We start from the raw sequence: 23,772 nt of genomic DNA, 5'->3' as shown, positions 1-23,772 counted from the left end.
ACTCATGACGCGGCTGCACGATCTCTCCCTCGCCGCGCAGGTCGCAGCGCTGCGCGCGGGTGATCTCTCGCCCACCGACCTCGCCGCCCACTACCTCGCCCGCATCCGGCGGTTCGCGGATCTGGGGGCGTTCGCCGAGGTGACCCCGGATGCCGCGCTCCGCCGAGCCGGCGAGGTCGCGGCCTCCCCCACCCGGGGTCCGCTGTGGGGGATCCCCCTCGCCGACAAGGACCTCGTCGCCCGCGCCGGGGTGCCGACGCGGTACGGCTCGCGCTCCCGCACCCATCTCGTCCCCTCGACGTCCGATCCGCTGGCCGAGGCGCTCGACGCCGCGGGCGCGGTGAACCTCGGCAAGACGAGCACGTCCGAGTTCGGCCTCACCGGCTTCACCGAACCCCTCATCCACGCGCCGGCCCGCGATCCCTGGCGCCTCTCGGCGGGCGCGGGCGGTTCGAGCGGCGGCGCCGCCGTCGCGGTCGCCGCGGGGCTGCTGCCCGCCGCGGTGGGGTCCGACGGTGGCGGATCGATCCGTATCCCGTCGGCGACGACGGGCGTCGTCGGGCTCAAGCCCTCGCGCGGACGGCTGCCGATCGGCTCGGGCTTCGATTCCCCCGACGGGCTGTCGGTCACCGGCCCGATCGCGCGGAGCGTCGAAGACGCGGCACTGCTGCTGGACGCCCTGGTGGGACTTGGCCCGTTCACCTACGCCACGGCCGCCCCCGGCACCGGCCCGTTCGTCGACGCCGCACGGCGCGACCCGGGCCCGCTCCGCATCGGCGTCACCACGGTCTCGCCGTGGGACGACGACGAGGACATCACCCTCGATCCCGATGCACGCTCGGCCTACGACACGGCCGCCGCCTGGCTCGCCGACGCCGGGCACGACGTCGAGGACGCCGACTGGCATCCGTTCGGCTACGCGTCGCTCTTCCACGTGCTGTGGCGCGCGAGCGCCGCGCGCATCCCCCTCAGCGACGACGACATGACACTGGTCGAGCCGCTGACGGCGTGGCTCGTGCGCGAGGGACGCGGACTGTCGTCGCTCGACCTGCTGGGAGGTCTCGCCTCGGCGCGTGCTTTCGAACGGCGCACGATCGCCGACTTCGCCGCGTTCGACGCGGTGCTCACCCCCGCGTTGGCGCAGGCTCCCCAGCCCGTGGGCTCCTACGCGGGGCACGATCCCGAACGCACTTTCGCGATGCAGGTCGAGTACGCGCCGTACTCGAGCTTCGTCAACGTCGCAGGGCTCCCGGCCCTGACGCTGCCGGTGACGACGGATGCCGCCGGGCACCCGGTCTCGGTGCAGCTCGTCGGTCGCCCCGGCGGCGAAGCCGTGCTGCTGTCCCTCGCCGCTCAGCTCGAGGACCGCCGCGGAGCACTCCCCCACCCCCCGGTGTGGGACGCCTGAGCATCTCGGGGCCGGCGGGCGAGCCGAACTCCTATGACTCTCGTGTCGCACCGGCGCCCGGCGCGAGCGGAGTCGCCGGATCGCCGATTCGTCAGGAGTTCGGGCCGCGGCGCGGTGGCGTCACTCGCCGGCCAGTGCCGTCAGACGCGCCTCTTCGTCGGCCGTGATGGCCGACTCGATGATCGGGCCGAGGGCGCCGTCCATCACCTGGTCGAGGTTGTAGGCCTTGTACCCGGTGCGGTGGTCGGCGATGCGGTTCTCGGGGAAGTTGTAGGTGCGGATGCGCTCGGAGCGGTCCATGCCGCGGATCTGCGACTTGCGCGCGTCGGCGGCGACCGCGTCGCGCTCCTCCTGCTGCTTGGCGAGCAGGCGGGCGCGCAGGACGCGCATGCCGGCCTCGCGGTTCTGCAGCTGCGACTTCTCGTTCTGCATCGACACGACGATCCCCGTCGGCACGTGCGTGATGCGCACGGCCGAATCGGTCGTGTTGACCGACTGGCCGCCCGGTCCCGACGAGCGGAACACGTCGATCTTCAGATCGTTGGGGTCGATCCCGACCTCTTCGGGCTCGTCGACCTCGGGGAACACCAGCACGCCGGTCGTCGAGGTGTGGATGCGCCCCTGCGACTCGGTCGCCGGCACCCGCTGCACGCGGTGCACGCCGCCCTCGTACTTGAGGTGCGCCCACACACCCTGCGCGGGATCACTCGACGACCCCTTGATCGCGACCTGCACGTCCTTGTAGCCGCCGAGGTCGGACTCGGTGCGCTCGAGCATCTCGGTCTTCCACCCCATCGATGCCGCGTACTGCAGGTACATGCGCAGCAGGTCGGCGGCGAACAGGGCGCTCTCGGCCCCGCCCTCACCGCCCTTGATCTCCATGATCACGTCGCGGGCGTCGTCGGGGTCGCGCGGGATGAGAAGGCGCCGAAGACGCTCCTGCGTCTCGACGACGCGCTCCTCCAGTGCCGGCACCTCGTCGGCGAACGCCTGGTCCTCGCGGGCGAGTTCCCGGGCAGCGTCCAGATCATCGGATGCCGTGACCCAGGACTCGTACGCGTGCACGATGCGGCTGAGCTCGGCGTAGCGCCGGTTGACCCGCTTGGCGCGCACCGCATCGGCGTGCACCGCCGGGTCGGAGAGCTCCTCCTGAACGGCTTTGTGCTCGTCGAGCAGGCTGCGCACCGACTCGAACATCGCGGGTACCGACATCGCGACTCCCGGTCGGATCAGCGGATGCTGTTGTCGTCACCGCCGCGCGCGGGCGCGGGGATCGACTTCTGCATCTGCACGAGGAACTCGACGTTCGACTGGGTCTCTTTGAGCTTGCCGAGCACGACCTCGAGGGCCTGCTGGGGCTCGAGACCGGCCAGCGCGCGGCGGAGCTTCCAGGTGATCTTGACCTCGTCGTTCGACAGGAGCATCTCTTCGCGACGCGTGCTCGACGCGTTGACGTCGACCGCCGGGAAGATGCGCTTGTCGGCGAGCTGACGGTTCAGGCGCAGCTCGCTATTGCCGGTGCCCTTGAACTCCTCGAAGATCACGTCATCCATCTTGGAGCCGGTCTCCACCAGCGCGGTGGCGAGGATCGTGAGCGATCCGCCGTTCTCGATGTTGCGCGCGGCACCGAAGAAGCGCTTCGGCGGGTACAGCGCCGACGCGTCGACGCCACCCGAGAGCACGCGGCCCGAGGTGGGCGCGGCCAGGTTGTAGGCGCGGCCGAGACGGGTGATCGAGTCGAGCAGCACGACCACGTCGCGACCGAGCTCGACCAGACGCTTCGCGCGCTCGATGGCGAGCTCGGCGACCGTGGTGTGGTCTTCGGCCGGGCGGTCGAACGTCGAGGCGATGACCTCGCCGCGAACGGTCCGCTGCATGTCGGTGACCTCTTCGGGACGCTCGTCGACGAGCACGACCATGAGGTGGACCTCGGGGTTGTTCGTGGCGATCGCGTTGGCGATCTGCTGCAGAACGATCGTCTTGCCGGCCTTGGGCGGCGCCACGATGAGACCGCGCTGGCCCTTGCCGACCGGGGCGACCAGGTCGATGATGCGCTGGGTGAGCTTCTCGGGACCGGTCTCGAGACGCAGGCGCTCCTGCGGGTAGAGCGGCGTGAGGTTGTTGAACTCGACACGCGTCGCGGCGTCTTCGACCGAGAGGCCGTTGATGGAGTCCACCTGCACGAGCGCGTTGTACTTCTGACGCCCCTGCTGCTCGCCCTCGCGGGGCTGCTTGATCGCGCCGACGACGGCGTCGCCCTTGCGCAGGTTGTACTTCTTCACCTGGCCGAGCGAGACGTAGACGTCGCTCGGGCCCGAGAGGTAGCCGGTCGTGCGCACGAAGGCGTAGTTGTCGAGCACGTCGAGCACACCGGCGATCGGAACGAGCACGTCGTCCTCGCCGATCTCGGTCTCGAACTCGTCGCCCGTGGTGTTCTGGCCGCGGCGCTTGTTGCGCTGACGGTTGCGGTTGCTCGTGCCGTCCTGCTGCTGCTGGGCCTGCTGGCCGTTCTGACGGTTGCCGTCACGCTGGGCTGCGTCACGCTGGTTGCCGTCACGCTGGTTCGAGTCACGCTGGTTGTCGCGCTGCCCGGCCTCGCGCTGGTTGTCACGCTGGTTCGAGTCGCGCTGGTTGTCACGCTGACCACCGTCACGCTGGTTGTCGCGCTGGCCACCCTGCTGCGGGGCCTCGGCCTCGTCGGCGGGGGCGGCCGCGGCCTGCGCCTCGGGCTTGTCCGCGGCGTCGGGCTTGTTGCGGTTGCGGTTGCGCGACCGGCTGCGGCCACGGCCGCGGGCGGGGGTCTCGTCGGCCTGGTCTGCGCCGTCGGCGTCGGAGGCGGACGCGTCAGCGGCCTCGTCGGCGGCCGGGGCGTCGACGGCGGGTGCGTCGACGGCGGGTGCATCAGCGACGGGCGCGTCAGCGGTCGGGGCGTCGGCCTCGACGGTCGAGGTCGCCTCGGCGGCGGCCACCTCGTCGGCGACATCGGCCGCGGTGGTCACGGGAGTGGTCGCGGCGTCGTCCGAGGCGGACTCGGCGGCGGGCGCCTCGACGACCGCAGCGTCGGCTGCGGCCTCGTCGGTGGCGTCGACGGCGGCGGCGTCAGCCGCAGCCTTCTCTTCGGCCGCAGCGGCCTCGGCGGCGGCCTTCTCTTTGGCGGTGGCCGTCGTCGCGCGGCGAGGTGCGCGCTTGCGCGGTGCCCGGGCGGGCTTCTCGACCGGCGCGGGCTCCTCGGCCGGCGCTTCGGCGGCGGCGGGCTCCGCGACGTCGGACGCGGCCTCGGCGGCCGGTGCGTCCGAGGCGAGCGCCTCGTCGGTGAACAGTGCCTCGGGCTGCGCAGCGTCGGTCGCGGCGGCGGAGGCAGCGGCATCCGGAGCGTCGACGCCCTCGGCATCCGTCGTCTCGGCGACGGCCTCGGCCTGCGCGGTGTCGGCGCCCGGCGTCGCAGCCGTGGGCTGCTCTTCGGCGGGGGTCTCGGCGCCCTCGGGCGCGTCGATGGGCTGGGTCTCGGAGATGGACTCCACGAGTGCTCCTCTGAAGTGCTACGTGATCAGATCGCGCTTCGCCGTGCAGAACGCAGACGAAGAGACACCAGCGGTTCGGGAGACTGCAGCCGATACCGGGTTCGCGATGTGTTGCGGATTTCGCAGGTGGTGCAGAGGCTCAGATTCGCGAAGTTACGCGGAACCCTCTGCGTTTTTCACTGTACCACCCTTGACGTCGACGGCGAGCATGAGCGCCTGCCACGGGGTGTCGACCACGGATGCCATAAGATCCGCCGCGGCGAGTCGCTGTCCGGGACCGTCGGCGAGCACGAGCACGCTGGGCCCCGCACCCGACACGACCGCGGCGTAGCCCTCTGCCCGCAACGCCCGCACGAGGCGGTCGGTTTCGGGCATGGCCTGCGCGCGGTAGTTCTGGTGCAGCTTGTCTTCGGTGGCGGCCATGAGCAGTTCGGGGCTCTGCGTCATCGCGGCGATGAGCAGCGCCGAGCGAGAGACGTTGAACACGGCGTCCTCGCGGGGCACCTGCAGCGGCTGCAGACTGCGGGCGACGGCGGTCGACATGGTGAAGCTCGGCACGAACACCAGGGGCGACACTCCGCGGTGCACGATGAGCTGCTTGTGCTGCGGGCCCGCGGCATCCATCCACGCGATGGTGAGCCCGCCGAAGAGGCCCGGCGCGACGTTGTCGGGGTGCCCCTCGAGCTCGGTGGCCAGGCGCAGCAGGTCGACGTCGCTGAAGTCGGCGTCGCCCTCGAGCAGCCCCTTCGCGGCGAGGATGCCGGCGACCACGGCGGCCCCCGACGATCCCATGCCGCGCCCGTGCGGGATGACGTTGCGCGCCGTCAGTCGCAGCCCCGGCAGGGCGCGCCCGACGGAGGCGTAGGTGTGGGCCATGGCCCGCACGACGAGGTGCGAGGCGTCGCGCGGGACGTCGGCGACGCCCTCGCCCTCGACCTCGATCTCGAGGCGGTCGCCGTCGAGCTGCTCGACGACGAGCTCGTCGTACACGCTGAGCGCGAGGCCGAGCGTGTCGAAGCCGGGTCCGAGGTTCGCGCTGGTGGCGGGAACGCGGACCGCGACCCGACGGCCGGGGCCTGCGGTCACGCGCTCACCGGCCGCAGGTCCAGGACGGATGCCACCTCCGAGGTGGTGGCGTCGACGACGGTGGGCTGCACGTCGGTGCCGTCGGGCTGACGGAGGGCCCACTGCGGGTCCTTGAGTCCGTGCCCGGTGACCGTGAGGACGACCTTGGCGCCGGCGGAGATGACCCCGGCCTCGGCCCGGTCGAGCAGTCCGGCGACGCTGATCGCCGAGGCGGGCTCGACGAAGATGCCGACCTCGCCGGCCAGGATCTTCTGCGCTTCGAGGATGCGGGCATCGTCGATCGCGCCGAACCAGCCGTCGGTGGCGTCGCGCGCTTCGAGGGCGAGATCCCACGAGGCGGGGTTGCCGATGCGGATGGCGCTGGCGATCGTCTCGGGGTTCTTCACGACCTCGCCGCGCACGAGCGGGGCGGAGCCGGCGGCCTGGAAGCCGAACATGCGGGGCACGGTCGTGGCGGCGCCGCGGGCGGCCTCTTCGCGGTAGCCGCGCGAGTAGGCGGTGTAGTTGCCCGCGTTGCCAACGGGGATGAAGTGGAAGTCGGGGGCGTCGCCCAGAACCTCGACGACCTCGTAGGCGGCGGTCTTCTGCCCCTCGATGCGGTCGGGGTTGACCGAGTTCACGAGGTGCACCGGGTAGTGGTCGGCCAGCTCGCGGGCGATCTCGAGGCAGTCGTCGAAGTTGCCGCGGATCTGGATGAGGCGGCCGTTGTGCGCGACGGCCTGGCTCAGCTTGCCCATGGCGATCTTGCCCTCGGGCACGAGCACCGCGGCGGTGATGCCGGCGTGCGCGGCGTAGGCGGCCGCCGACGCCGAGGTGTTGCCGGTCGAGGCGCAGATGACGGCCTTGGCGCCGTGCTCGACGGCGCGCGAGAGGGCGACCGTCATGCCGCGGTCCTTGAAGGAGCCGGTGGGGTTCATCCCCTCGAACTTCACCCAGACGTCGGCGCCCGTGCGGCGCGACAGCGACGGGGCGGGCAGGAGCGGCGTGCCGCCCTCGCCGAGGGTGACGACGGTGGAGGCGTCGGTGACGCCCAGACGGTCGGCGTATTCGCGGAGGACTCCGCGCCAGAGGTGTGCCATGTTCAGTTCCCTTCCACGCGCAGCACGGAGACCACGCGCTCGACGACGCCGCTCGCGGCGAGACGCTCGACGGTCTCGCTCAGGTCCTGCTCGCGGGCCTTGTGTGTTCCGATGACCAGACGGGCGGAGCCGCCGGTCTGAGTGTTCTCGTCGGCCTCGATGACGGTCTGCTCGACCGTGGCGATCGACACGCGACCCTCGCTCAGGATGCCGGCGACGGTGGCGAGCACGCCCGGCTTGTCATCGACTTCGAGCGTGATCTGGTACCGCGTGATGACGTGACCGATCGGCACGGCGGGGAGATTCGCGCGGGTCGATTCGCCCACGCCCACTCCCCCGGCGATGTGGCGGCGCGCGGCCGACACGACGTCACCGAGCACGGCCGACGCGGTCTGCACGCCACCGGCGCCCGCGCCGTAGAACATGAGGTCGCCGGCGGCTTCGGCCTGCACGAAGACGGCGTTGTTCGCGCCGTGCACGCTCGCGAGGGGGTGGCTGCGGTCGACCAGCGCCGGGTACACGCGCACCGAGATCGACTCGGTGCCGCCCTCTTCGGCGGCGAGACGCTCGCACACGGCGAGCAGCTTGATGACGTAGCCGGCGTGACGCGCCGATTCGATCATCGCGGCGTCGACCGAGGTGATGCCTTCGCGGTACACGGCATCCAGCGGCACGGTGGTGTGGAAGGCGAGACTCGCGAGGATCGCGGCCTTCTGGGCTGCGTCGTAGCCCTCCACATCGGCGGTGGGGTCGGCTTCGGCGTAGCCGAGCGCCTGCGCCTGGGCGAGCACGTCGGCAAAGTCGGCGCCCTCGGTGTCCATGCGGTCGAGGATGTAGTTCGTCGTTCCGTTGACGATGCCCATGATGCGCACGACGCGGTCGCCGGCGAGCGAGTCGCGCAGCGGTCGGATGATCGGGATCGCGCCGGCGGCGGCCGCTTCGTAGTACACCTCGGCGCCGACCTGGTCGGCGGCCTCGAACACCTCGGAGCCGTGGGTCGCGAGCAGCGCCTTGTTGGCGGTGACCACGTCGGCTCCCGAGGCGATCGCGTGCAGCACCTGGGTACGGGCCGGCTCGATGCCGCCCATCAGCTCGATGACGATGTCGGAGCCGACGATGAGCGTCTCGGCATCGGTGGTGAAGAGTTCGCGGGGCAGGTCGGCCTCGCGCTTGGCGTCGAGGTTGCGCACGGCGATGCCGGCGAGTTCGAGCTTGGCGCCCGCGCGGTCGGCGAGCTCGTCGCCGTGCTTGAGCAGCAGGTCGGCGACCTGCGAGCCGACGGCGCCGGCGCCGAGGAGCGCCACGCGGAGCGTGCGGTAGTCGGTCATTCGGTGTCTCCGTGGGGTGTGTCGATCAGGGTGGATGCCGGAACGCCGACGTCGCGAGAGAGGAGGTCGTCGATGCTCTCGCCGCGCACGATCACGCGGGCGGCTCCGTCGCGCACGGCGACGACGGGCGGACGCGGCGTGTAGTTGTAGTTGCTCGCGAGCGAGAAGCAGTAGGCGCCGGTCGCGGGCACGGCGAGCAGATCGCCCGGGGTGACGTCGCCCGGGAGGTATTCAGCATCCACGACGATGTCGCCCGATTCGCAGTGCCGCCCGACGACGCGCGACAGCACCGGGGTCTCGGGGCTGCTGCGCGAGACGATGCGGGCAGAGAAATCGGCGCCGTAGAGCGCCGGGCGGGCGTTGTCGCTCATGCCGCCGTCGACGCTGACGTAGGTGCGGTCGAGGTTCTCGCCCGCGGTGACGGTCTTCACGGTGCCGACCTCGTACAGGGTGACGCCGGCCTGACCGACGATGATGCGTCCGGGTTCGCACGCGACGTCGGGCATGGGGATGCCGCGCACCGCGCACTCGTCGGCGATGGCGTCGAGGATGCCGTCGGCAATCGCTTCGAGGGGCTTCGGGTCGTCGACCGAGGTGTACGAGATGCCGAAGCCGCCGCCGACGTTCAGCAGGGGGATCTCTCCCCCGGCGAGCAGGTCGGCGTGCAGGTCGACCAGGCGGGCGGCGGATTCGCGGAAGCCGGAGGAGTCGAAGATCTGCGAGCCGATGTGCGCGTGCAGGCCCACGAAGCGCAGGCTGGGAAGCTCGCGGATGCGGGCGACCGCGTCGGCCGCGCCCTCGAGCGAGAAACCGAACTTCTGGTCTTCGTGCGCGGTGGCGAGGAAGGCATGGGTCTCAGCGTGCACGCCGGTGCGCACGCGCACGAGCACCGACTGCACCGCACCGCGACGGTCGGCGAGGGCAGCGAGACGCTCGATCTCGATGGGGCTGTCGACGACGACCGAGCCGACACCGACCTCGACCGCGCGCTCGAGTTCACCCACGCTTTTGTTGTTGCCGTGGAGCCCCAGTCGCGCGGGATCGGCACCGCCGGCCAGGGCCACCTCGAGCTCACCGCGCGTGCAGACGTCGACCGCGAGTCCCTCGTCGACCACCCAGCGCACGACCTCGGTCGACAGGAACGCCTTGCCCGCGTAGTAGACGCGAGCCCGGATGCCATGACGAGCCGCCGCGGCCTCGAACGCCTCGCGCGCGCGCCGCGCGTGGGCACGCACCTCGTTCTCGTCGAGGACGTAGAGCGGGGTGCCGAAGCGGTCACGGAGGTCGAAGACCGAGACGCCGCCGATCTCGACGGAACCGTCATCGACGCGGTGAGCGGACGACGGCCAGACGGGGGCAACGAGTTCATTCGCTTCCGCCGGGGCGGTGAGCCACTCGGGCACGAGCGCGGAGTGCGAGGCGGACACAGGAGAACCAATCGGGTTTTGCGGCGACGCGACGGCCGCGGATCACGGCGCCCACCCGCGCGGAGAGTCACGCGGCGGGTAGTCCCTGCAGTCTAGGGCACACGCGTGTGAACCCTCACGCGATCGCCGGCGTGCGAGCCGAGCGAGAAACGCCCGCGCGAGAACCGGGTGATGGCGAGCGGATCGGTGAGGCCCCGTACGGAGGCCACCCGGAAGCGTTACATCGCGATACTCCATCCGACCCGGGACGCTTTACCCGACTCGGCGTCGCACCGATCGGACGCAAGACTCCGGACCATATCTGGCGTACAGGCGGGTGAATACCACCTGAGGTATGCGGGTGATCCTGGTCTGAGGAGGAAGCGTGGACAACTCATCGCATCGCTCGCGTCCTGTACGCAGTTTCGCCGTTCACCCCCTCGAGGAGTCGCCATGGTCGTTCATTCCAAGTCCGTCACTTCCCCCCCCGGTAGCTCTCAGCCCTCACGTCGCGCGGTGGTCGGAGCCGGTCTGATCGCCGTCCCGGCCGTCACGATGCTTTCCGCTGCTCCGGCGTACGCGGCCGCCTCCGAAGCACGCACGATCACCATCACGACGCCCTCTGGCGCCGTTCCCGCGAGCGGATCGGTGCCGGTCACGGTGACGGTGCTCGCCCCGAACGGGACTCCCCTCACTGGTCGCCCCATTTCGCTCGTCGGCCCGAGCCAGTCGACATTCACCCCAGCTGACGGCGTCACCGACGGCGCGGGAACATTTGCCACGAGCTTCCGATTGAACAAGCCATGGGCGACCCCCGGCTCCTCGGCGCTCATCACGGCGGTCTCGGAATCCGGCTCGGGGTCTGCCACTTTCACGGTGTTGGGGGCGAACATGTTGCTCACAGATGGCATCGGCGTCACACAGGCCCCGACGCAGTTCACGTCTCCCATCGTGCGCACGGGCACGGGACCGTTCAACGAGCTCGTCGTTCTGCGCGACGGAACATTATGGGTACGAGGGACCAACAGTAACGACCCCTTCGTGAAAGTCCAGGGGATCTCCGGCGCCCTCGACATCGCTGCTTCCAGCGCCTACACGGGGACGTTCTATGTGCTCAAGGACGATGGAACCGTCTGGGCGTGGGGCGATAACCGAACCGGCCAAATCGACCAAACGGGGATCAATCAGGACACCCCGGTGCAAATCGGCGGCCTGTCCAACGTCATCAAGATCGCCGCCTCGTCGGGAGCCTTGTACGCGCTGAAGTCCGATAAGACGTTGTGGGCACAAGGACAAAACAACGCCGGCAAGGCGGGAGTGGGCACCACGACAACCCCTATCCCGCTCACCCAAGTCGTCGGCGGAACAGACGTCGTCGACGTAGCGGGCAGATGGCGGGGCGGGCTTCTTGTCAAGAGCGATGGCAGCGTCTGGTCATGGGGTGAAGGCGAAGCCGGTTACATCGGTGACGGAACGACGACCACGCAACTTGCCCCGATCAAACTCGTGAGCCCGACGAACGTCACATCGGTCACGGCCCACCTGATGGCCGTCAGCTGGGGCGCGTTTGTGATCTTCGCCATCGACGCCACCGGCGCCGCCTGGGTTTGGGGCGACAACTCAACAGGCGCCTACGGCAACGGAACGACCACCCACAGCTTGACTCCTATCAAGATCGCCGGAGTGTCCAACGTCGCACAAGTCATCTGCGGTCCCGTTGCCGGCGTCTACGCCCTGAAGAACGACGGCTCCCTCCTCACCTGGGGCCGCGGAGCCTCCACACCCACCCCGTGGACACCCCCTCGCCCCATCACCCGCCTACCCACCATCAACGAAGGCGCCTACAGCAATCGCATCGGCCCCATCACCTCGGAGACGACAGTGTCGGTGGATGTCACGCAGGCGCAGGTTGCCGCTGGCACCGCGGGCACCGTCGTAACCAGGGTCGCGGCCGGATCCTCCGGGGTGGCTGGCGCCACCGTCACGCTCACCACCACCGCAGGCGCCCTGGCCGCGGCCTCGGGGACGACGAGCCCGTCCGGCGTGTTCCAGACCACCATCACCCCTGACGTCTGGACGTCTCCCGGCGCCGTCGTCCGTGTCACCGCCGGCGATGACACGGGCACCAGCTCCGACACCTTCACGGTGTTGGGGGCGAATCTTGCGGGGACGGGGTCCAACGATCGCGGCCAAGTACTCGGGAAGGCGCCGGGCGCTGGCGAAGAGCACATCTCTACCGTGCGACAGACCGCCACCGTGTTCCCGTCACCGGTCATCGATGTGACGGTGTCCGGCCTCAACGGGAGCACTTCGTTGGCACTGTTGGCCGACGGCACCGTCTGGGCAGTAGGACACAACGATGCCGGACAACTGGGCATGGGCGACCAATCCAGCCGGTCGACGTGGACCCAAATCCCCGGACTACCCGCGATTGCCTCCATCTGGACGGAGGGGTGGTCTTCGTATGCGGTCGATCAGAATGGCGACTTCTGGTCATGGGGCGAGTCACGTTTCAGTCTCCTGGGTGAGCCGCTCGCGCAGAACCGTCTGTCACCGGCCAAGGTCGCTGGCCTGAGCGGGGTGAAGGCCTTCTACAGAGCCGAAAGCACCAGCTGCATCGTCCAGAAGAACGATGGCACCTGGTGGGCGTGGGGATGGAACGGCAACGGGCTGCTTGCCATGGGCAACACGGTCGAGCTCTCCACACCGACGCGAGTGACGGCGCTTGACGGCTTCACCTCCCTTGCCAACTCATTCGGATACGGATTCATCGGGCTGAAAGCCGACGGGACAGTCTGGGGATGGGGCGGCAACGCCGACGGACAACTCTGCGACGGCACCACCAACAGCGCCAGCCTCCCCATTCAGATCCCCGGGCTTTCCAACATCGTCGAGATCACCGCCGGCACCGGCGACAGCTACCCCGAAGCCACCGGATACGCCCGCGCGAGCAACGGCACCGTCTGGGGATGGGGCAAGAACCACCGTCAACAAGTCGACAACAGCGGCCAAACCAACCTCACAACACCCGTCCAGGTCACCGGGCCCACCAACCCCACCCACATCTCCGCTACCTACGCCTCGCTCTACGCCCTCCAAGGCGACGGGACACTCTGGTACCGCGGAGCCAGCGCCAACAACAACAGCAACACAACCGGCACCACCGTCGCCGTCCCCCGCCCCATCCAGAAGATGACCACCGTTTACCACGCCCGCGCCGGCAGGCAAGGCATCCGCATAGTAACCACGTCTAGCTGATCACGGCCCGCAGGACGTGCGTCCGGCAGTCGAAAGCGCGCACCTCGTCATCGACTTCCGGACGCACAAACAAGGTCCGAGCCCGGGATGCCACCCGTGTCTTCAGCCGTTTATCACCGCGACCAGCTCGTCATCACGTCGTAGCCACGCCCGTCAGACACAAAGTGCGGCGAGGGTCCGGGATAACCCGGCCCCGCCGCGCTTCTCCGGTGACGAGCGCGGCGTCATCCCTCCACGCCCATCACCCGCCGCCCCCGGAGTCGCCCCGAACGAAATGGCCGCACGCGACTCTCCGCCTCGACGATCGAACCCCGCCGTGCGTCGCCACGACACCAGAAGGACTCCCCCCTCCATGGACCCGCTGACCATCGACCACCATCTCGACGTCGATGCCCTCGGGGTGACCGTGCGTATCGACGTGGAGGCCCTCGCACCCGACGACCGCACGGTATTCCGCGAGATCTGGTCGGACGCCCGCACCACCGGCGTGCCGACCGCGCCCGTGGAGCGGGTGACTCTGCAGCTCACCGAGCCACCCGACCTGGCATTCGCCGACCTGTCGACGCGGGTGACGCTCGCGGCCCTCGCCGCTCAGCGCGGTGCGCTGTGGATGGTGCACGCGGGTGCGATCGCCGACCGCGACGGACGGGTCGTCTTGTTCGCCGGACCGTCGGGAATGGGCAAGACGACTCTGATGACGCGACTGGCACGTAACTATGCCTACGTGACCGATGAGAGCGTGGGGATCGCTCCCGACCTCTCGGTTTTGCCGTACCGCAAGCCGCTCTCGATCATCACGCCCCGAGGGCTCACCAAAACGCAACGCTCCCCTACGTCGCTCGGGCTCGGGCGCCTGCCCTTCCACCCGTTACGACTGCACGCGGTGGTGGTGCTCGATCGACGCGACGACGCGCATCCCGGCATCGAGATACTCGACGATGCCGAGGCGCTCAGCGCCCTCTCACCCCAAAGCAGCTACCTCGCTGAGATCCCCCATCCTCTGACGACGGTGCGTGCTCATCTGGCCGCCGTCGGCGGCGCCATGCGGATGAGCTACCGCGACGGTGCCGAGGTGGAAAACCTCATTCACGACCTGTTCGCCCCAAGGCCCCCGCGCCCTGCGCCGATGAGAGGAGCGGGCGTGACGAACCTTCCCGCCGCGCCCGCGGCCACCGACGTGTATACGCGCACGTCGGTCATCGATGCCGTGGAACTCGACGACGGCCGCATGCTCGTCCTGCGCGCGGGCGACAACGAGAGCAAGCTGTACATCCTCGACGGGATCGGCCCCGCCCTATGGCGCGCGTCCGAGAACGCGCACCTCGAGACGTTGACCGAGGTCGCCCGCCGGTCACACGCGGACGCCGCCGTCGCCGACGCGCGCGCGGCGGTCTCGATCGCGATCGAACAGATGCGTCTCGCCGGCCTCGTGACCGGGCCGACCATCTCTCTCGACGGGTGACGGCGGCCGACCAGGCGGGTCTATTGACCGTGACGGGCCGATCGGCCGGTCGACTCAGCCGCAGGTGCCATCGCTCTGAAGAGCCGCGTCGTTGAGGATGCCACCCGCGATGTCGAAAGTGGCGACCAGGTCTTGTCCCTGCACCGTCGCCGACGTGAGGGTGAGCCCCGCGGGCAGACGATCGGCGATACAGAGGGTCGACGTCTGGAGCAACCCGTCGGCGACGCCCCCGAACTGGCCACGGAGCGTGTCGGCATCCAGCGCGTTGCCCGCCACCGCGAACGACGCGGGCGTGAGGGTGAGGTCGCCGTCGGCGGCACCGGGAGTCACGGCGACGCCGACGGGGATCGCGATCCCGAACAGCGACAGCGACGTCTCGAAGGTGACGTCGGGAGCGGCGACCGTCACCGTCCCCGCGGGGATGTCGGGTATCTGACCGAGCAGAGACCGCAGCTGATTCTGATCGAGCCGGACAGATGCCACTCCGCCGTCCGCGGCGGAGTCTCCCGACACGGGAACGCCACGCAGCTCGACGAACACGTCGCCGGCGAGCGGACCGAGTTCGACGTCGTCCGAGGCGACGGTGACCTCGGACAGTCGTCCGCCGAGCACCTGCGGCAGCACCAGGCCACCGCCCACCTGTACATCGACGTCTTGGTCGTCGGGGAGGCCGACGTTCTCGACCACGAGCGAGCGCACCGTCCCGGTCACGACCGAGCGCGCGATGAACTCCGCTGCGACCACGGCCGCCACCAGCAGCACGATGACCACCACGATCACCGCGATCCGGCGACGGGGCCGACGGCGGGGCGTCGTGGCATCCGTCATCGCTTACATCCGCTCCGGAGCACTGACGCCCAGCAGCGTCAGACCGTTGCGCAGCACCTGGCCGGTGGCGTCGTTCAGCCACAGGCGCGTGCGGTGCACCGACTCGACGGGCGCGTCGCCCAGCGGGATGACGCGGCAGTTGTCGTACCAGCGGTGATAGAGACCCGCGAGCTCCTCGAGGTAGCGCGCGACGCGGTGCGGCTCGCGCACCTCGGCGGCGAACGACACGATGCGCGGGAACTCCTGCAGAGCGCCCAGCAGAGCCGACTCGGTCTCGTGGTCGAGCAGCTCGGGCGCGAACTCGGAGCGGTCGACCCCGGATGCCGCGGCGTTGCGCGCCACGTTGTGCGTACGGGCGTGCGCGTACTGCACGTAGAAGACCGGGTTGTCGTTCGTGCGCTTCTGCAGCACGTCGAGGTCGATGTCAAGGTTCGAGTCGGCCGAGCTGCGTGTGAGGGCGTAGCGGGCGGCATCCACCCCGACGATCTCGACGAGGTCTTCGAGGGTGACCACGGTGCCGGCGCGCTTGGACATGCGCATGGGCTGACCGTCGCGCACGAGGTTCACCATCTGACCGATGAGCACCTGGAGGTTGACGTTCGGCTCGTCGCCGAAGGCCGCGCACATCGCCATCAGGCGCTGGACGTAGCCGTGGTGATCGGCACCGAGCATGATGATGCAGCGGTTGAAGCCGCGCTCGCGCTTGTCGAGGTAGTACGCCAGATCGCCCGAGATGTAGGCGGGCTGCCCGTCGGACTTGATGATGACGCGGTCTTTGTCGTCGCCGAACTCGGTCGACCGCAGCCAGGTCGCCCCGTCGGCTTCGAAGATGTGGCCGAGTTCGCGCAGGCGAGCGACCGCGCGCTCGACGGCGCCCGAGTCGTGCAGGTCGTTCTCGTGGAAGTACACGTCGAAGTCGACGCCGAACTCGTGCAGCGACTGCTTGATCTCGCCGAACATCAGGTTGACGCCGAGCTCGCGGAAGGCCTCTTGCTTGGCCTCGGCGTCGAGGGCGTCGATGTCACCGTCGTACGCCTCGACCACGCGCTGCGCGATGTCGCCGATGTAGGCGCCGCCATAGCCGTCTTCGGGCGTCGGGTCGCCCTGATGGGCGGCGACGAGGCTGCGGGCGAAGCGGTCGATCTGCGCGCCGTGGTCGTTGAAGTAGTACTCGCGCGTCACCTGGGCGCCCTGCGCCGACAGCATGCGGGCGAGGGCGTCGCCGGCGGCGGCCCACCGCGTGCCGCCGAGGTGGATGGGCCCGGTGGGGTTGGCGCTGACGAACTCGAGGTTGATGATCTCGTCGGCGCGGGAGTCGTTGGTCCCGAAGGCCGCGCCCTGGTCGACGATCGTCTTGGCGAGCGCACCCGCGGCGGCCGCGTCGAGGCGGATGTTGATGAAGCCGGGACCGGCGACCTCGACGCTGGCGATTCCGTCGACGGCCTCGAGACCCGCGGCGATGTCGGCGGCGAACTCCCGCGGGTTGGCGCCGACGACCTTCGACAGCTTCATCGCGGCGTTGGAGGCCCAGTCGCCGTGGTCACGGTTCTTCGGGCGCTCGAGCGGAAGGTCGGCGGCCGTGATCCCCGCCGAAGAGCCCTCTCGTCGCGCCTCCGCGAGCGGGGCGATGACGGCGAGCAGGGCAGCGGAGAGGGCAGCGGGATCCATAGCCCTGCAATTCTAGGCGGAGCCGGCTGCACGCTCCCCGCGCGCACGATGCGAGAGTCGCGGCCGTGGGGGCCTCAGGCGATCTGCACCAGGGCTTCGTGGTCGTCGGGGATCGCGGCATCCGGGACCTCGTTCTCGAGCACCGCGTCGACGTGCAGGCGATCGAGGCCGACGTAGCCGCCGTAGAAGCTCAGGAACGCGCAGTCCGACGCGTCGCGTCCGGTCGCGATGCGCACGAGCGAGCGCCGGTCGGCGAGGCGGGTGGCGTCGATCACGTACCAGGCGCCGTCGAGGTACGCCTCGGCGACGGCGTGGAAGTCCATCGGTTCGAGTCCCGGCGCGTAGCACGCGGCGTAGCGGGCGGGCATGTCCATGGCCCGCAGCAGCGCGATCGCGACGTGCGCGTAGTCGCGGCAGACGCCCTGGCCGGTCATCAGCGTGGTGACCGCGCTGTCGGTTCCGAGGCTCAGCCCGGGGGTGTACGTGACGGTGGACGCCACGAAGTTCGAGACCGCCGAGACCAACTCCGCGCCGGTGAGCCCGCGGAACTGGCGGCGAGCCTGGGCGAACACCTCATCGGACTGGCAGTACCGGCTGGGGCGCAGGTAGGTGATGGTCTCGAGGTCGCTCGTGCGGGGGTTCTGCGACGGGCCGTGCGCCAGCGCTTCGTACCGCACGGACAGCGGGCCCTGCTCCCCCGTGAGACGGTGCAAGCGGCTGCCCGATTGATCGACGATCTCGGTCGGCGTGTACACGCGATCGCCCTGCGAGAAGGTCAGCGTCTCGCTCACGAGGGGCACCCCCTGGGCGGCGGTGATCTGGAAGATCAGGTCGACGGACGACCCCAGATCGAGGTCGAGTTCAGCGGTCACTCGGCGCGGCACCGGGCCATCCTCGCACGCCGCACGGGGACGACGGCTCGCGACCGGCGAAAGCGGATGGGTGGATGCCATCCGGCGGCCACGCGACACGATGGGGCGTCGTCGTCCGGGGTCGGAATCGTGACGTGATCGACCCTCGAGACCTCCGCCGACGCGGGGACGGCGCCGCCGCGGTCTTCACCCGGACTCAGCCGTCCTTCTTGCCCGATCCGCCGCCTTGGCCGGGGCCGCCGTCTTTCCCGTTCCCGTTGCCGTTGTTGCCGTTGCCGTTGCCGCCCGGCGCCTGGTCGGACGGCCCGTTGCCCGGTCCCTGGTCGCCCGGGTCGACCTCGTCGTCGGTGCCGTCATCGCTCGAGCCGTCTTCTTCCGGCACGGTCGGCTGCTGCACGGGCTCGCTCGTCTGCACCGGCTCCGGCGTCGGCGTGGGAGTGGGCGTCGGCGTGAGTGAGGTGAGGTCGGCGCGCACGGTGGCGATGCGGCTGAGGATGGCTTCGGCCTCATCGGGGGCGAGTTCTCCGGCGTCGCGGCGAGCGGTGACCTCGGCCTCGAGAGCATCGAGCGTCGCCAGGGCGGCGGCGTAGTCACCGCCGGACGCCTGCGCGGCGACCGTCTCGACCGTCGACTGCCATGCGGTCGGCTCGGCCGCGGGCGGCGTGCACGCCGAGAGGGTCAGGACCGCAGCCAACACGAGACCGGCGGCGGGAGCGATACGGCGCCTCATGGACCGACTTCCTTCCAGAGGTCATCGACGTGCTGATCGAGCGGCTGCGGGAGCGACGGTAGCTCGGGCTGCACGCTCGATCCCGCGCTCGACACGGCGACGGCCGCCGTCACCGCTCCGGCGGCGAGGAGCACCGCGAGCACGGACGCCACGATCACGAGCCGACGCGAGGGGCGACGAGACGTCGAGGCGGATGAGTCGAGGATGCGCGTGGGCGCGGTCGCGTCGGGCAGCGGCGCGGTGCGCGGAGAGGACGCGGCCGGCGACGTCTCGAGGTCGGACAGGGGGCGCAACACGGCGATGAGGCCCGCGGCATCCGGTCGCTTCGCCGGGTCGACGGCCGTCATGTCCTGCAGCACCGTACGCCAGCGGTCGGGGATCGACGGCGGGATCTCGGGGGCCGCGACCAGACGCGCGGCGAGCGCCTCGTGCGGCGTGCGGCCGGCGAAGGCGCGCGTTCCCGTCAGCGCCTCGAGCAGCACGAGCCCGAGGGCGTACACGTCGCTGGGCGGGGCCGCCGGCATGCCCCGCGCCTGCTCGGGGCTGAGGTAGGCGGCGGTGCCGATGACGGTGTCGGTGCGTGTCAGGCGCGTCGCTCCCACCAGCGACGCGATCCCGAAGTCGGCCAGGGTCGCGCGAGGGCTCTCGCCCGCGTGGGCGGCGGGGCGCACGAGGATGTTCGACGGCTTGACGTCGCGGTGCACGATGCCGCGGGAGTGGATGACGGTGAGCGCCTCGGCGATCTCGCGCCCCGTGCGGGCGACGTCGGGGCCGGGGAGGGGTCCGACGGCGATGAGCTCGCTGAGCGTCGGGCCGGCGATCAGCTCCATCGACAGGTAGGCCGGTTCGGCGGCGAGACGCGCGTCGTAGAGCGTGACGAGCGACGGGTGCGACAGTGAGGCGAGCAGGCGGATCTCGGAGCGCACGCGCGCGGCGTCCGACGGGTCGGCGCTGCCCGCGTCGATCACCTTCAGCGCGACGGTGCGCCCGAGACTCGTGTCGACAGCCTCGTACACGCGGGCGTACCCACCCTGTCCGAGCACGCGGCCCAGACGGTACCGACCGTCGAAGAGGCCGCCGACAGCGGAATCGTCGGCGACGGTGGGAGGGGGTTCGGTCATGGCGGGTCCCTCGGGGTGATGCCCCCGAGAGCGATCAGACGAGGTCGTCGTTCGAGGAGCGGGTGGTGGAACGGGTGACCTGCGCGCCGCCCGCGGCCTCGGTGCGGGTGACGGTGTCGGTCTGACGGCGGCGAACCAGCAGCACGAGCCCGATCACGAACACGACCGCCCCCGCGCCCATCATGATGTACCCGATCATGCTGAGGTCCACGAATTCGTTCGGCAGGTTCACCGCGAATGCGAGGATGGCGCCGATGACGAAGAGCGCAATGCCGGCTCCGATACTCATGACAGACCCCTTTCCAAGGTGGGTCCAGCATCGCAAGCGGTGACGAATGCGTCGACCGGTCTTGACAAAGGGCCGGCGCGCGCGATTCGGCCGCGGACACCGACGGCTTCACCCGGTCGACCATCGCGCTCGGCGGGCACCGCCGGTATCGACCACCTCGCACACTCGGTAGCCGTGCCGCCCCCGCAACGGCACGGGGAGGGCCTCATGTCCGTGCCGACCACCGCCGACGCCGATCTCGACATCGAGGCACTCGGGGTCGTCGTGCGCATGACGATCGCAGGACTCCCCCCGTCTGACCGCGATCTGCTGGGCGAAGCCTGGTCGGGCGCTCGCCCGGCGCATCTGCGGTCGCCCGTCGCCACGGTGGCTCCCCGCCCGCATTTCCACTTCGACGCGACCGTCGCCGATCTGACGACCCAGGTGACCCACGCCGCGCTCTCCGCCCGACGCGGCCGGCTCTGGATGGTCCACGCGGGAGCCATCGCCGATGACCGGGGCCGGGTGATCCTCTTCTCCGGTCGGTCCGGCATGGGCAAGACCACGCTCATGTCGCGTCTCGCACGCGAGTACGCCTACGTCAGCGACGAGAGCGTCGGCGTCACCGCAGAGGGCGGGGTGCTGGCCTATCGCAAGCCGCTGTCGATCATCGACGATGTCGCGCGGGCCAAGCGACAGTTGTCTCCGCGCAGCCTGGGGCTGCGGGATCTTCCCGACGCACCTCTGCGGCTGCACGCCATCGTGGCTCTCGATCGCCTGAGCGACGACGCGCCGCCGCGACTCGTCGAGATCCCCGTCGACGAGGCCGTCGCCGCCCTCGCCCCGCAGTGCAGCTATCTCGGCGAGCTCACGGCGCCTCTGCAGACCCTCATCGACCACATCCAGGGGACGGGAGGCGCGCTCAGCCTGCGCTATCGCGAGGCCGAAGAGGTACTCCCCCTCGTGCGAGCCTTGTTCGACACCGAGCGGGCGGCCCTGCCGGGTGCCATCGCGCTGAATGTTCCCCTCGCCCGGAACAATCGCCATCGCACCGACGTGCACCCCTTCCGTCGGACACCGGTTCAGGATGCCGTCGAGCTCGACGGGCGTCTGGCGCTGCTGACGAGAGCTCCCGACGACCAGACCACCGTGCACCTCCTCGACGGGATCGGCCCCACCCTGTGGCTCGCCGCCGACGGCGCCTCGTTCGACGAGCTCGTCACCGCCGCCGTGGAGACCCATGGGGCACCGGAGGAAGGCGACGCACGGGCGTCGGTTCGGCAGACTCTCGACTCACTGCTCGACGTGGGGTTGCTCACGGGGCCGCGCCACACCGACGATCACGGCTGAGCACCCGCCGCGCGACCGCGCCGGGCGGCCATTCACTCTCGACCGACGACGGATGGCGCTCACCGCCGACGCGGGTGAATTCGCCTTATGACCGGGTGAGTCGCCGGGTGTGCACGCGTCGGTGAACGAGAAGAGGGCCGCGGAGTCTGAACGACTCGCGGCCCTCTGCTGACACGTGCCCCCGACGGGAATCGGACCAGCGACCGGCATGTGCGGTTGGTGAGCGCAGCGCGGAGCGCGAAGTCTGAAAAGAGCGAGCCATGGGAACGGAGCCGCGCTCGACCACTATCGCCTTGCCGTCGGAGCACTAATCGAGGTGTGTTCCTGATCGCGTCGCTAGAGTTCGATCGGCCCCGGCGAGGGGACCTCGTCTGGCAGCCCGCCCTCGAGGATGGCGGCGACCATATTCACGGCGCGGTCCGAGAGCGCATCCCCCGGGTAGAAGTCCTCGTAGAGTTCCTCGGCGTCGTTGAGTGTGGTGACGTCGCACAGTCGTAGAAGCTGCCGGATGTCGTTCGTATCGCGGCCGGGCCGGTTGGCGCGCAGCTTCATCGCCAGCATCGCTTCCTGAGCGGCGACGTGGATAACGATGCCGTCGTGGTCGTAGATGGTCTCCCACTCGACGGATCTACGACCGAACGTGGGAAGCGCATCGGCCTTCTCGACGTCGAAGTTCAGCCAGCCCGGATCCCACCCGCGGGACTGGGCTACCTTCGCCGCGGCTGCTGCGACTTCGGCGTCACTTCCCGGCTCGATGTGGAGCGAATCGAGATCCTGCGTCGTGCCACGGTCGAAGTAGCGGAGCGCGAGAGCTGCTCCACCGACGATCCGGATACCCGCGACCTGGTGTGAGTCGTGCAGCTCAGCGATGAGGGCCCTGAGCCCGTCGAGGATGTCCTCTCTGTCGAGCGTCGTCGCCACGCTCACACGCTCGCGAAGGTGTCACGCCAGACGAGCACACCGCGCTCGGCGAACTCGTCTGGCACCTCCGACGGGGGCGGAGTCGGGTCGGCCGGGTCGACGTCGAGCGTCGCGGGCGCACGGAGATACCGGCTCGGATCTGAAACCCACTCGGGTGCGGGGAGTCCTCCCTCTCGCAGCCGCCAGGCGACGAGACCCGCGAGCGCAGCATCCCACGCTCGATCCAGCGTCGATGCAGGCTCGGCCAAGCCGAGAATCCCTCGCACCAACCCTCGCTCGGCGAGAAGATTGTCGTTGAGTTGCAGGAGCGCGCGAAGAGCGCGGTCCCTCTGCCCTTCCGCTAGCCGATGCCGAATCTCTTCAGCCGCAGTCGCCGCGTCGTCACGCTGGGTCGGTGCGGAGTACAGCCGATGCCCTGCGCCGGCGAGCAGTCGCTCCACCGTGCCGAATTCGGTATCTCGCCCGCCCTCTGACCGGGAAACGCGGCTCTGGTCGATCTGAGTGCGGTCTGCGAGTTGCTTCTGAGTGAGTCGCTGGCTCTTGCGGGCGGCACGGATGAGCGTCGAGGCAGTCATTGCACCCTCCATCGCAGTATGATTTCAGAGTCATATTCTACGTCAATCCGTCGCTCCGTTCCAGAGCTGTCGAATCTGGACGGCGCAGGAACTTCCAGCCGACAAACCGGGCCGGCGATGACGCGTGGCTCCCTATCTGTCGGCGCCGACAACGCGCTCAATCAGCGCCTGGCGGCTGAGGCCCGTGCGCATCCCCAGAGAAGACCACGGCACGCTCTGATCGCGCAGATCTGCGATGAGGGAGTGGCGCTCCCGGAGTAGCGCAGAGCCTCCATCGGGCCGCTGCTGCTCGACGATTCGCTCGGACCGGCGTCTCTGGTGAAGGACAGCATCGCCGCACGCGGGCTGGCAGCGGCGTCACGTCGCACGGCGCGACGGCACACGCCCGGCGCCAACGCACACGTTACGCACGACATCACGCCACATAGCGTGTGATCTCGCCACGAACGCGTGATCTCACCCGGCGCGAACGATGACGCTCCGACGAGGCCCGCCGCTAGACGAAAGGGACCGCGGGTCTCAATGACCCGCGATCCCTTGTCTCGCCTGGTGCCCCCGACTGGAATCGAACCAGCGACCTTTGGTACCGGAAACCAACGCTCTATCCCCTGAGCTACGGAGGCGGACCGGTCCAGGTTATCACCGCGTCCGCGGCATCCCCGACGCCGTGGGGCGGGGGCGAGGACTCGCGCTCCGACCCCACGGCATCCGGTTCACTCGCCGTCGATGATCCCGATGCCGGTGGCCTGGTGGTCGGCGTTCGGGTCGTCCTTGGTGGGGGCCTTGGAGCCCTCGTCGGGGTCGGTCTCCTGGCTCGGCTTGACCGTCGGGTCGTCGCCGAGGTCGGTTGCGTCGTCGGCCGGGGCGGAGTTCTGCGGGTCGCTCATGGTG

19 protein-coding genes and 1 tRNA gene are annotated in these 23,772 nt (G+C 69.9%); 4 read left to right on the top strand and 16 right to left on the bottom strand.

Annotation, left to right across the window (positions count from 1 at the left end):
* The first annotated feature begins 4 nt into the window (after nt 1-4).
* The gene (locus ASG45_RS07285; RefSeq protein ID WP_055834832.1) at nt 5-1,408 is read left to right on the top strand and encodes an amidase; all 1,404 of its coding nucleotides are present in this window, start codon (nt 5-7) and stop codon (nt 1,406-1,408) included.
* A gap of 120 nt (nt 1,409-1,528) precedes the next feature.
* On the opposite strand, the gene prfA is transcribed toward ASG45_RS07285, so the two are convergent.
* From prfA to lysA, 6 genes are all read right to left on the bottom strand, one after another.
* Entirely contained in the window at nt 1,529-2,605 is a 1,077-nt protein-coding gene (prfA, locus tag ASG45_RS07280; protein ID WP_055835947.1) for a peptide chain release factor 1, read from the bottom strand.
* A 32-nt stretch (nt 2,606-2,637) separates the two neighbouring features.
* A complete protein-coding gene (gene rho / locus ASG45_RS07275) occupies nt 2,638-4,929 on the bottom strand; it encodes a transcription termination factor Rho (RefSeq protein ID WP_055834830.1) in 2,292 nt (763 codons plus the stop codon).
* Nucleotides 4,930-5,082: 153 nt separating this feature from the next.
* Nucleotides 5,083-6,015: a homoserine kinase gene (thrB, locus tag ASG45_RS07270; protein WP_055834827.1), complete on the bottom strand. Its 933-nt coding sequence runs from the start codon at nt 6,013-6,015 to the stop codon at nt 5,083-5,085.
* A complete protein-coding gene (gene thrC / locus ASG45_RS07265; protein WP_055834824.1) occupies nt 6,012-7,094 on the bottom strand; it encodes a threonine synthase in 1,083 nt (360 codons plus the stop codon). The genes thrB and thrC overlap by 4 nt, the downstream gene beginning before the upstream one ends.
* 2 nt (nt 7,095-7,096) lie before the next feature.
* The gene (locus ASG45_RS07260) at nt 7,097-8,422 is read right to left on the bottom strand and encodes a homoserine dehydrogenase (protein WP_055834822.1); all 1,326 of its coding nucleotides are present in this window, start codon (nt 8,420-8,422) and stop codon (nt 7,097-7,099) included.
* Nucleotides 8,419-9,849: a diaminopimelate decarboxylase gene (gene lysA / locus ASG45_RS07255; protein ID WP_082516501.1), complete on the bottom strand. Its 1,431-nt coding sequence runs from the start codon at nt 9,847-9,849 to the stop codon at nt 8,419-8,421. The genes ASG45_RS07260 and lysA overlap by 4 nt, the downstream gene beginning before the upstream one ends.
* 432 nt (nt 9,850-10,281) lie before the next feature.
* On the opposite strand from lysA, the gene ASG45_RS07250 reads away from it, so the two are divergent.
* Both ASG45_RS07250 and ASG45_RS07245 read left to right on the top strand, forming a co-directional pair.
* On the top strand, nt 10,282-13,086 hold the full coding sequence (locus tag ASG45_RS07250; RefSeq protein WP_156459400.1) for a hypothetical protein: 2,805 nt from the start codon (nt 10,282-10,284) through the stop codon (nt 13,084-13,086).
* 352 nt (nt 13,087-13,438) lie between these two features.
* The gene (locus ASG45_RS07245) at nt 13,439-14,548 is read left to right on the top strand and encodes an ATP-binding protein (RefSeq protein WP_055834812.1); all 1,110 of its coding nucleotides are present in this window, start codon (nt 13,439-13,441) and stop codon (nt 14,546-14,548) included.
* A gap of 54 nt (nt 14,549-14,602) precedes the next feature.
* Here ASG45_RS07245 and ASG45_RS07240 read toward each other — a convergent pair whose 3' ends face one another.
* The 6 genes from ASG45_RS07240 to ASG45_RS07215 form a co-directional block, all read right to left on the bottom strand.
* Nucleotides 14,603-15,376 carry an LmeA family phospholipid-binding protein gene (locus tag ASG45_RS07240; RefSeq protein WP_055834808.1) on the bottom strand — a complete coding sequence of 258 codons (774 nt, stop codon included), beginning with the start codon at nt 15,374-15,376 and terminating at the stop codon, nt 14,603-14,605.
* Between the two features lie 3 nt (nt 15,377-15,379).
* On the bottom strand, nt 15,380-17,044 hold the full coding sequence (gene argS, locus ASG45_RS07235; RefSeq protein WP_055834805.1) for an arginine--tRNA ligase: 1,665 nt from the start codon (nt 17,042-17,044) through the stop codon (nt 15,380-15,382).
* 74 nt (nt 17,045-17,118) lie between these two features.
* Nucleotides 17,119-17,928, bottom strand: a complete 810-nt coding sequence (locus tag ASG45_RS07230) for a transglutaminase-like domain-containing protein (protein WP_055834802.1) — start codon at nt 17,926-17,928, stop codon at nt 17,119-17,121.
* A 184-nt stretch (nt 17,929-18,112) separates the two neighbouring features.
* The gene (locus tag ASG45_RS07225; RefSeq protein ID WP_055834797.1) at nt 18,113-18,646 is read right to left on the bottom strand and encodes a hypothetical protein; all 534 of its coding nucleotides are present in this window, start codon (nt 18,644-18,646) and stop codon (nt 18,113-18,115) included.
* A complete protein-coding gene (locus ASG45_RS07220) occupies nt 18,643-19,767 on the bottom strand; it encodes a serine/threonine-protein kinase (protein WP_055834794.1) in 1,125 nt (374 codons plus the stop codon). The genes ASG45_RS07225 and ASG45_RS07220 overlap by 4 nt, the downstream gene beginning before the upstream one ends.
* Before the next feature lie 34 nt (nt 19,768-19,801).
* Nucleotides 19,802-20,056 carry a DUF6458 family protein gene (locus ASG45_RS07215; RefSeq protein WP_055834791.1) on the bottom strand — a complete coding sequence of 85 codons (255 nt, stop codon included), beginning with the start codon at nt 20,054-20,056 and terminating at the stop codon, nt 19,802-19,804.
* A 207-nt stretch (nt 20,057-20,263) separates the two neighbouring features.
* On the opposite strand from ASG45_RS07215, the gene ASG45_RS07210 reads away from it, so the two are divergent.
* On the top strand, nt 20,264-21,385 hold the full coding sequence (locus ASG45_RS07210; protein ID WP_055834788.1) for an ATP-binding protein: 1,122 nt from the start codon (nt 20,264-20,266) through the stop codon (nt 21,383-21,385).
* A gap of 336 nt (nt 21,386-21,721) precedes the next feature.
* Here the strand turns inward: ASG45_RS07210 and ASG45_RS07205 are convergent, their stop codons facing one another.
* The 4 genes from ASG45_RS07205 to ASG45_RS16165 form a co-directional block, all read right to left on the bottom strand.
* Nucleotides 21,722-22,306 carry a hypothetical protein gene (locus ASG45_RS07205; RefSeq protein WP_055834785.1) on the bottom strand — a complete coding sequence of 195 codons (585 nt, stop codon included), beginning with the start codon at nt 22,304-22,306 and terminating at the stop codon, nt 21,722-21,724.
* A 2-nt stretch (nt 22,307-22,308) separates the two neighbouring features.
* Nucleotides 22,309-22,881, bottom strand: a complete 573-nt coding sequence (locus tag ASG45_RS07200; RefSeq protein WP_055834781.1) for a helix-turn-helix domain-containing protein — start codon at nt 22,879-22,881, stop codon at nt 22,309-22,311.
* Between the two features lie 547 nt (nt 22,882-23,428).
* A tRNA-Arg gene (locus tag ASG45_RS07195) sits at nt 23,429-23,504 on the bottom strand.
* Between the two features lie 90 nt (nt 23,505-23,594).
* Nucleotides 23,595-23,768: a hypothetical protein gene (locus tag ASG45_RS16165; protein ID WP_156458742.1), complete on the bottom strand. Its 174-nt coding sequence runs from the start codon at nt 23,766-23,768 to the stop codon at nt 23,595-23,597.
* Between the last annotated feature and the right edge of the window lie 4 nt (nt 23,769-23,772).

Source organism: Microbacterium sp. Leaf436, assembly GCF_001424715.1.
GTDB lineage: Bacteria > Actinomycetota > Actinomycetes > Actinomycetales > Microbacteriaceae > Microbacterium.
This window is presented reverse-complemented; position numbering and strand designations above follow the sequence as displayed.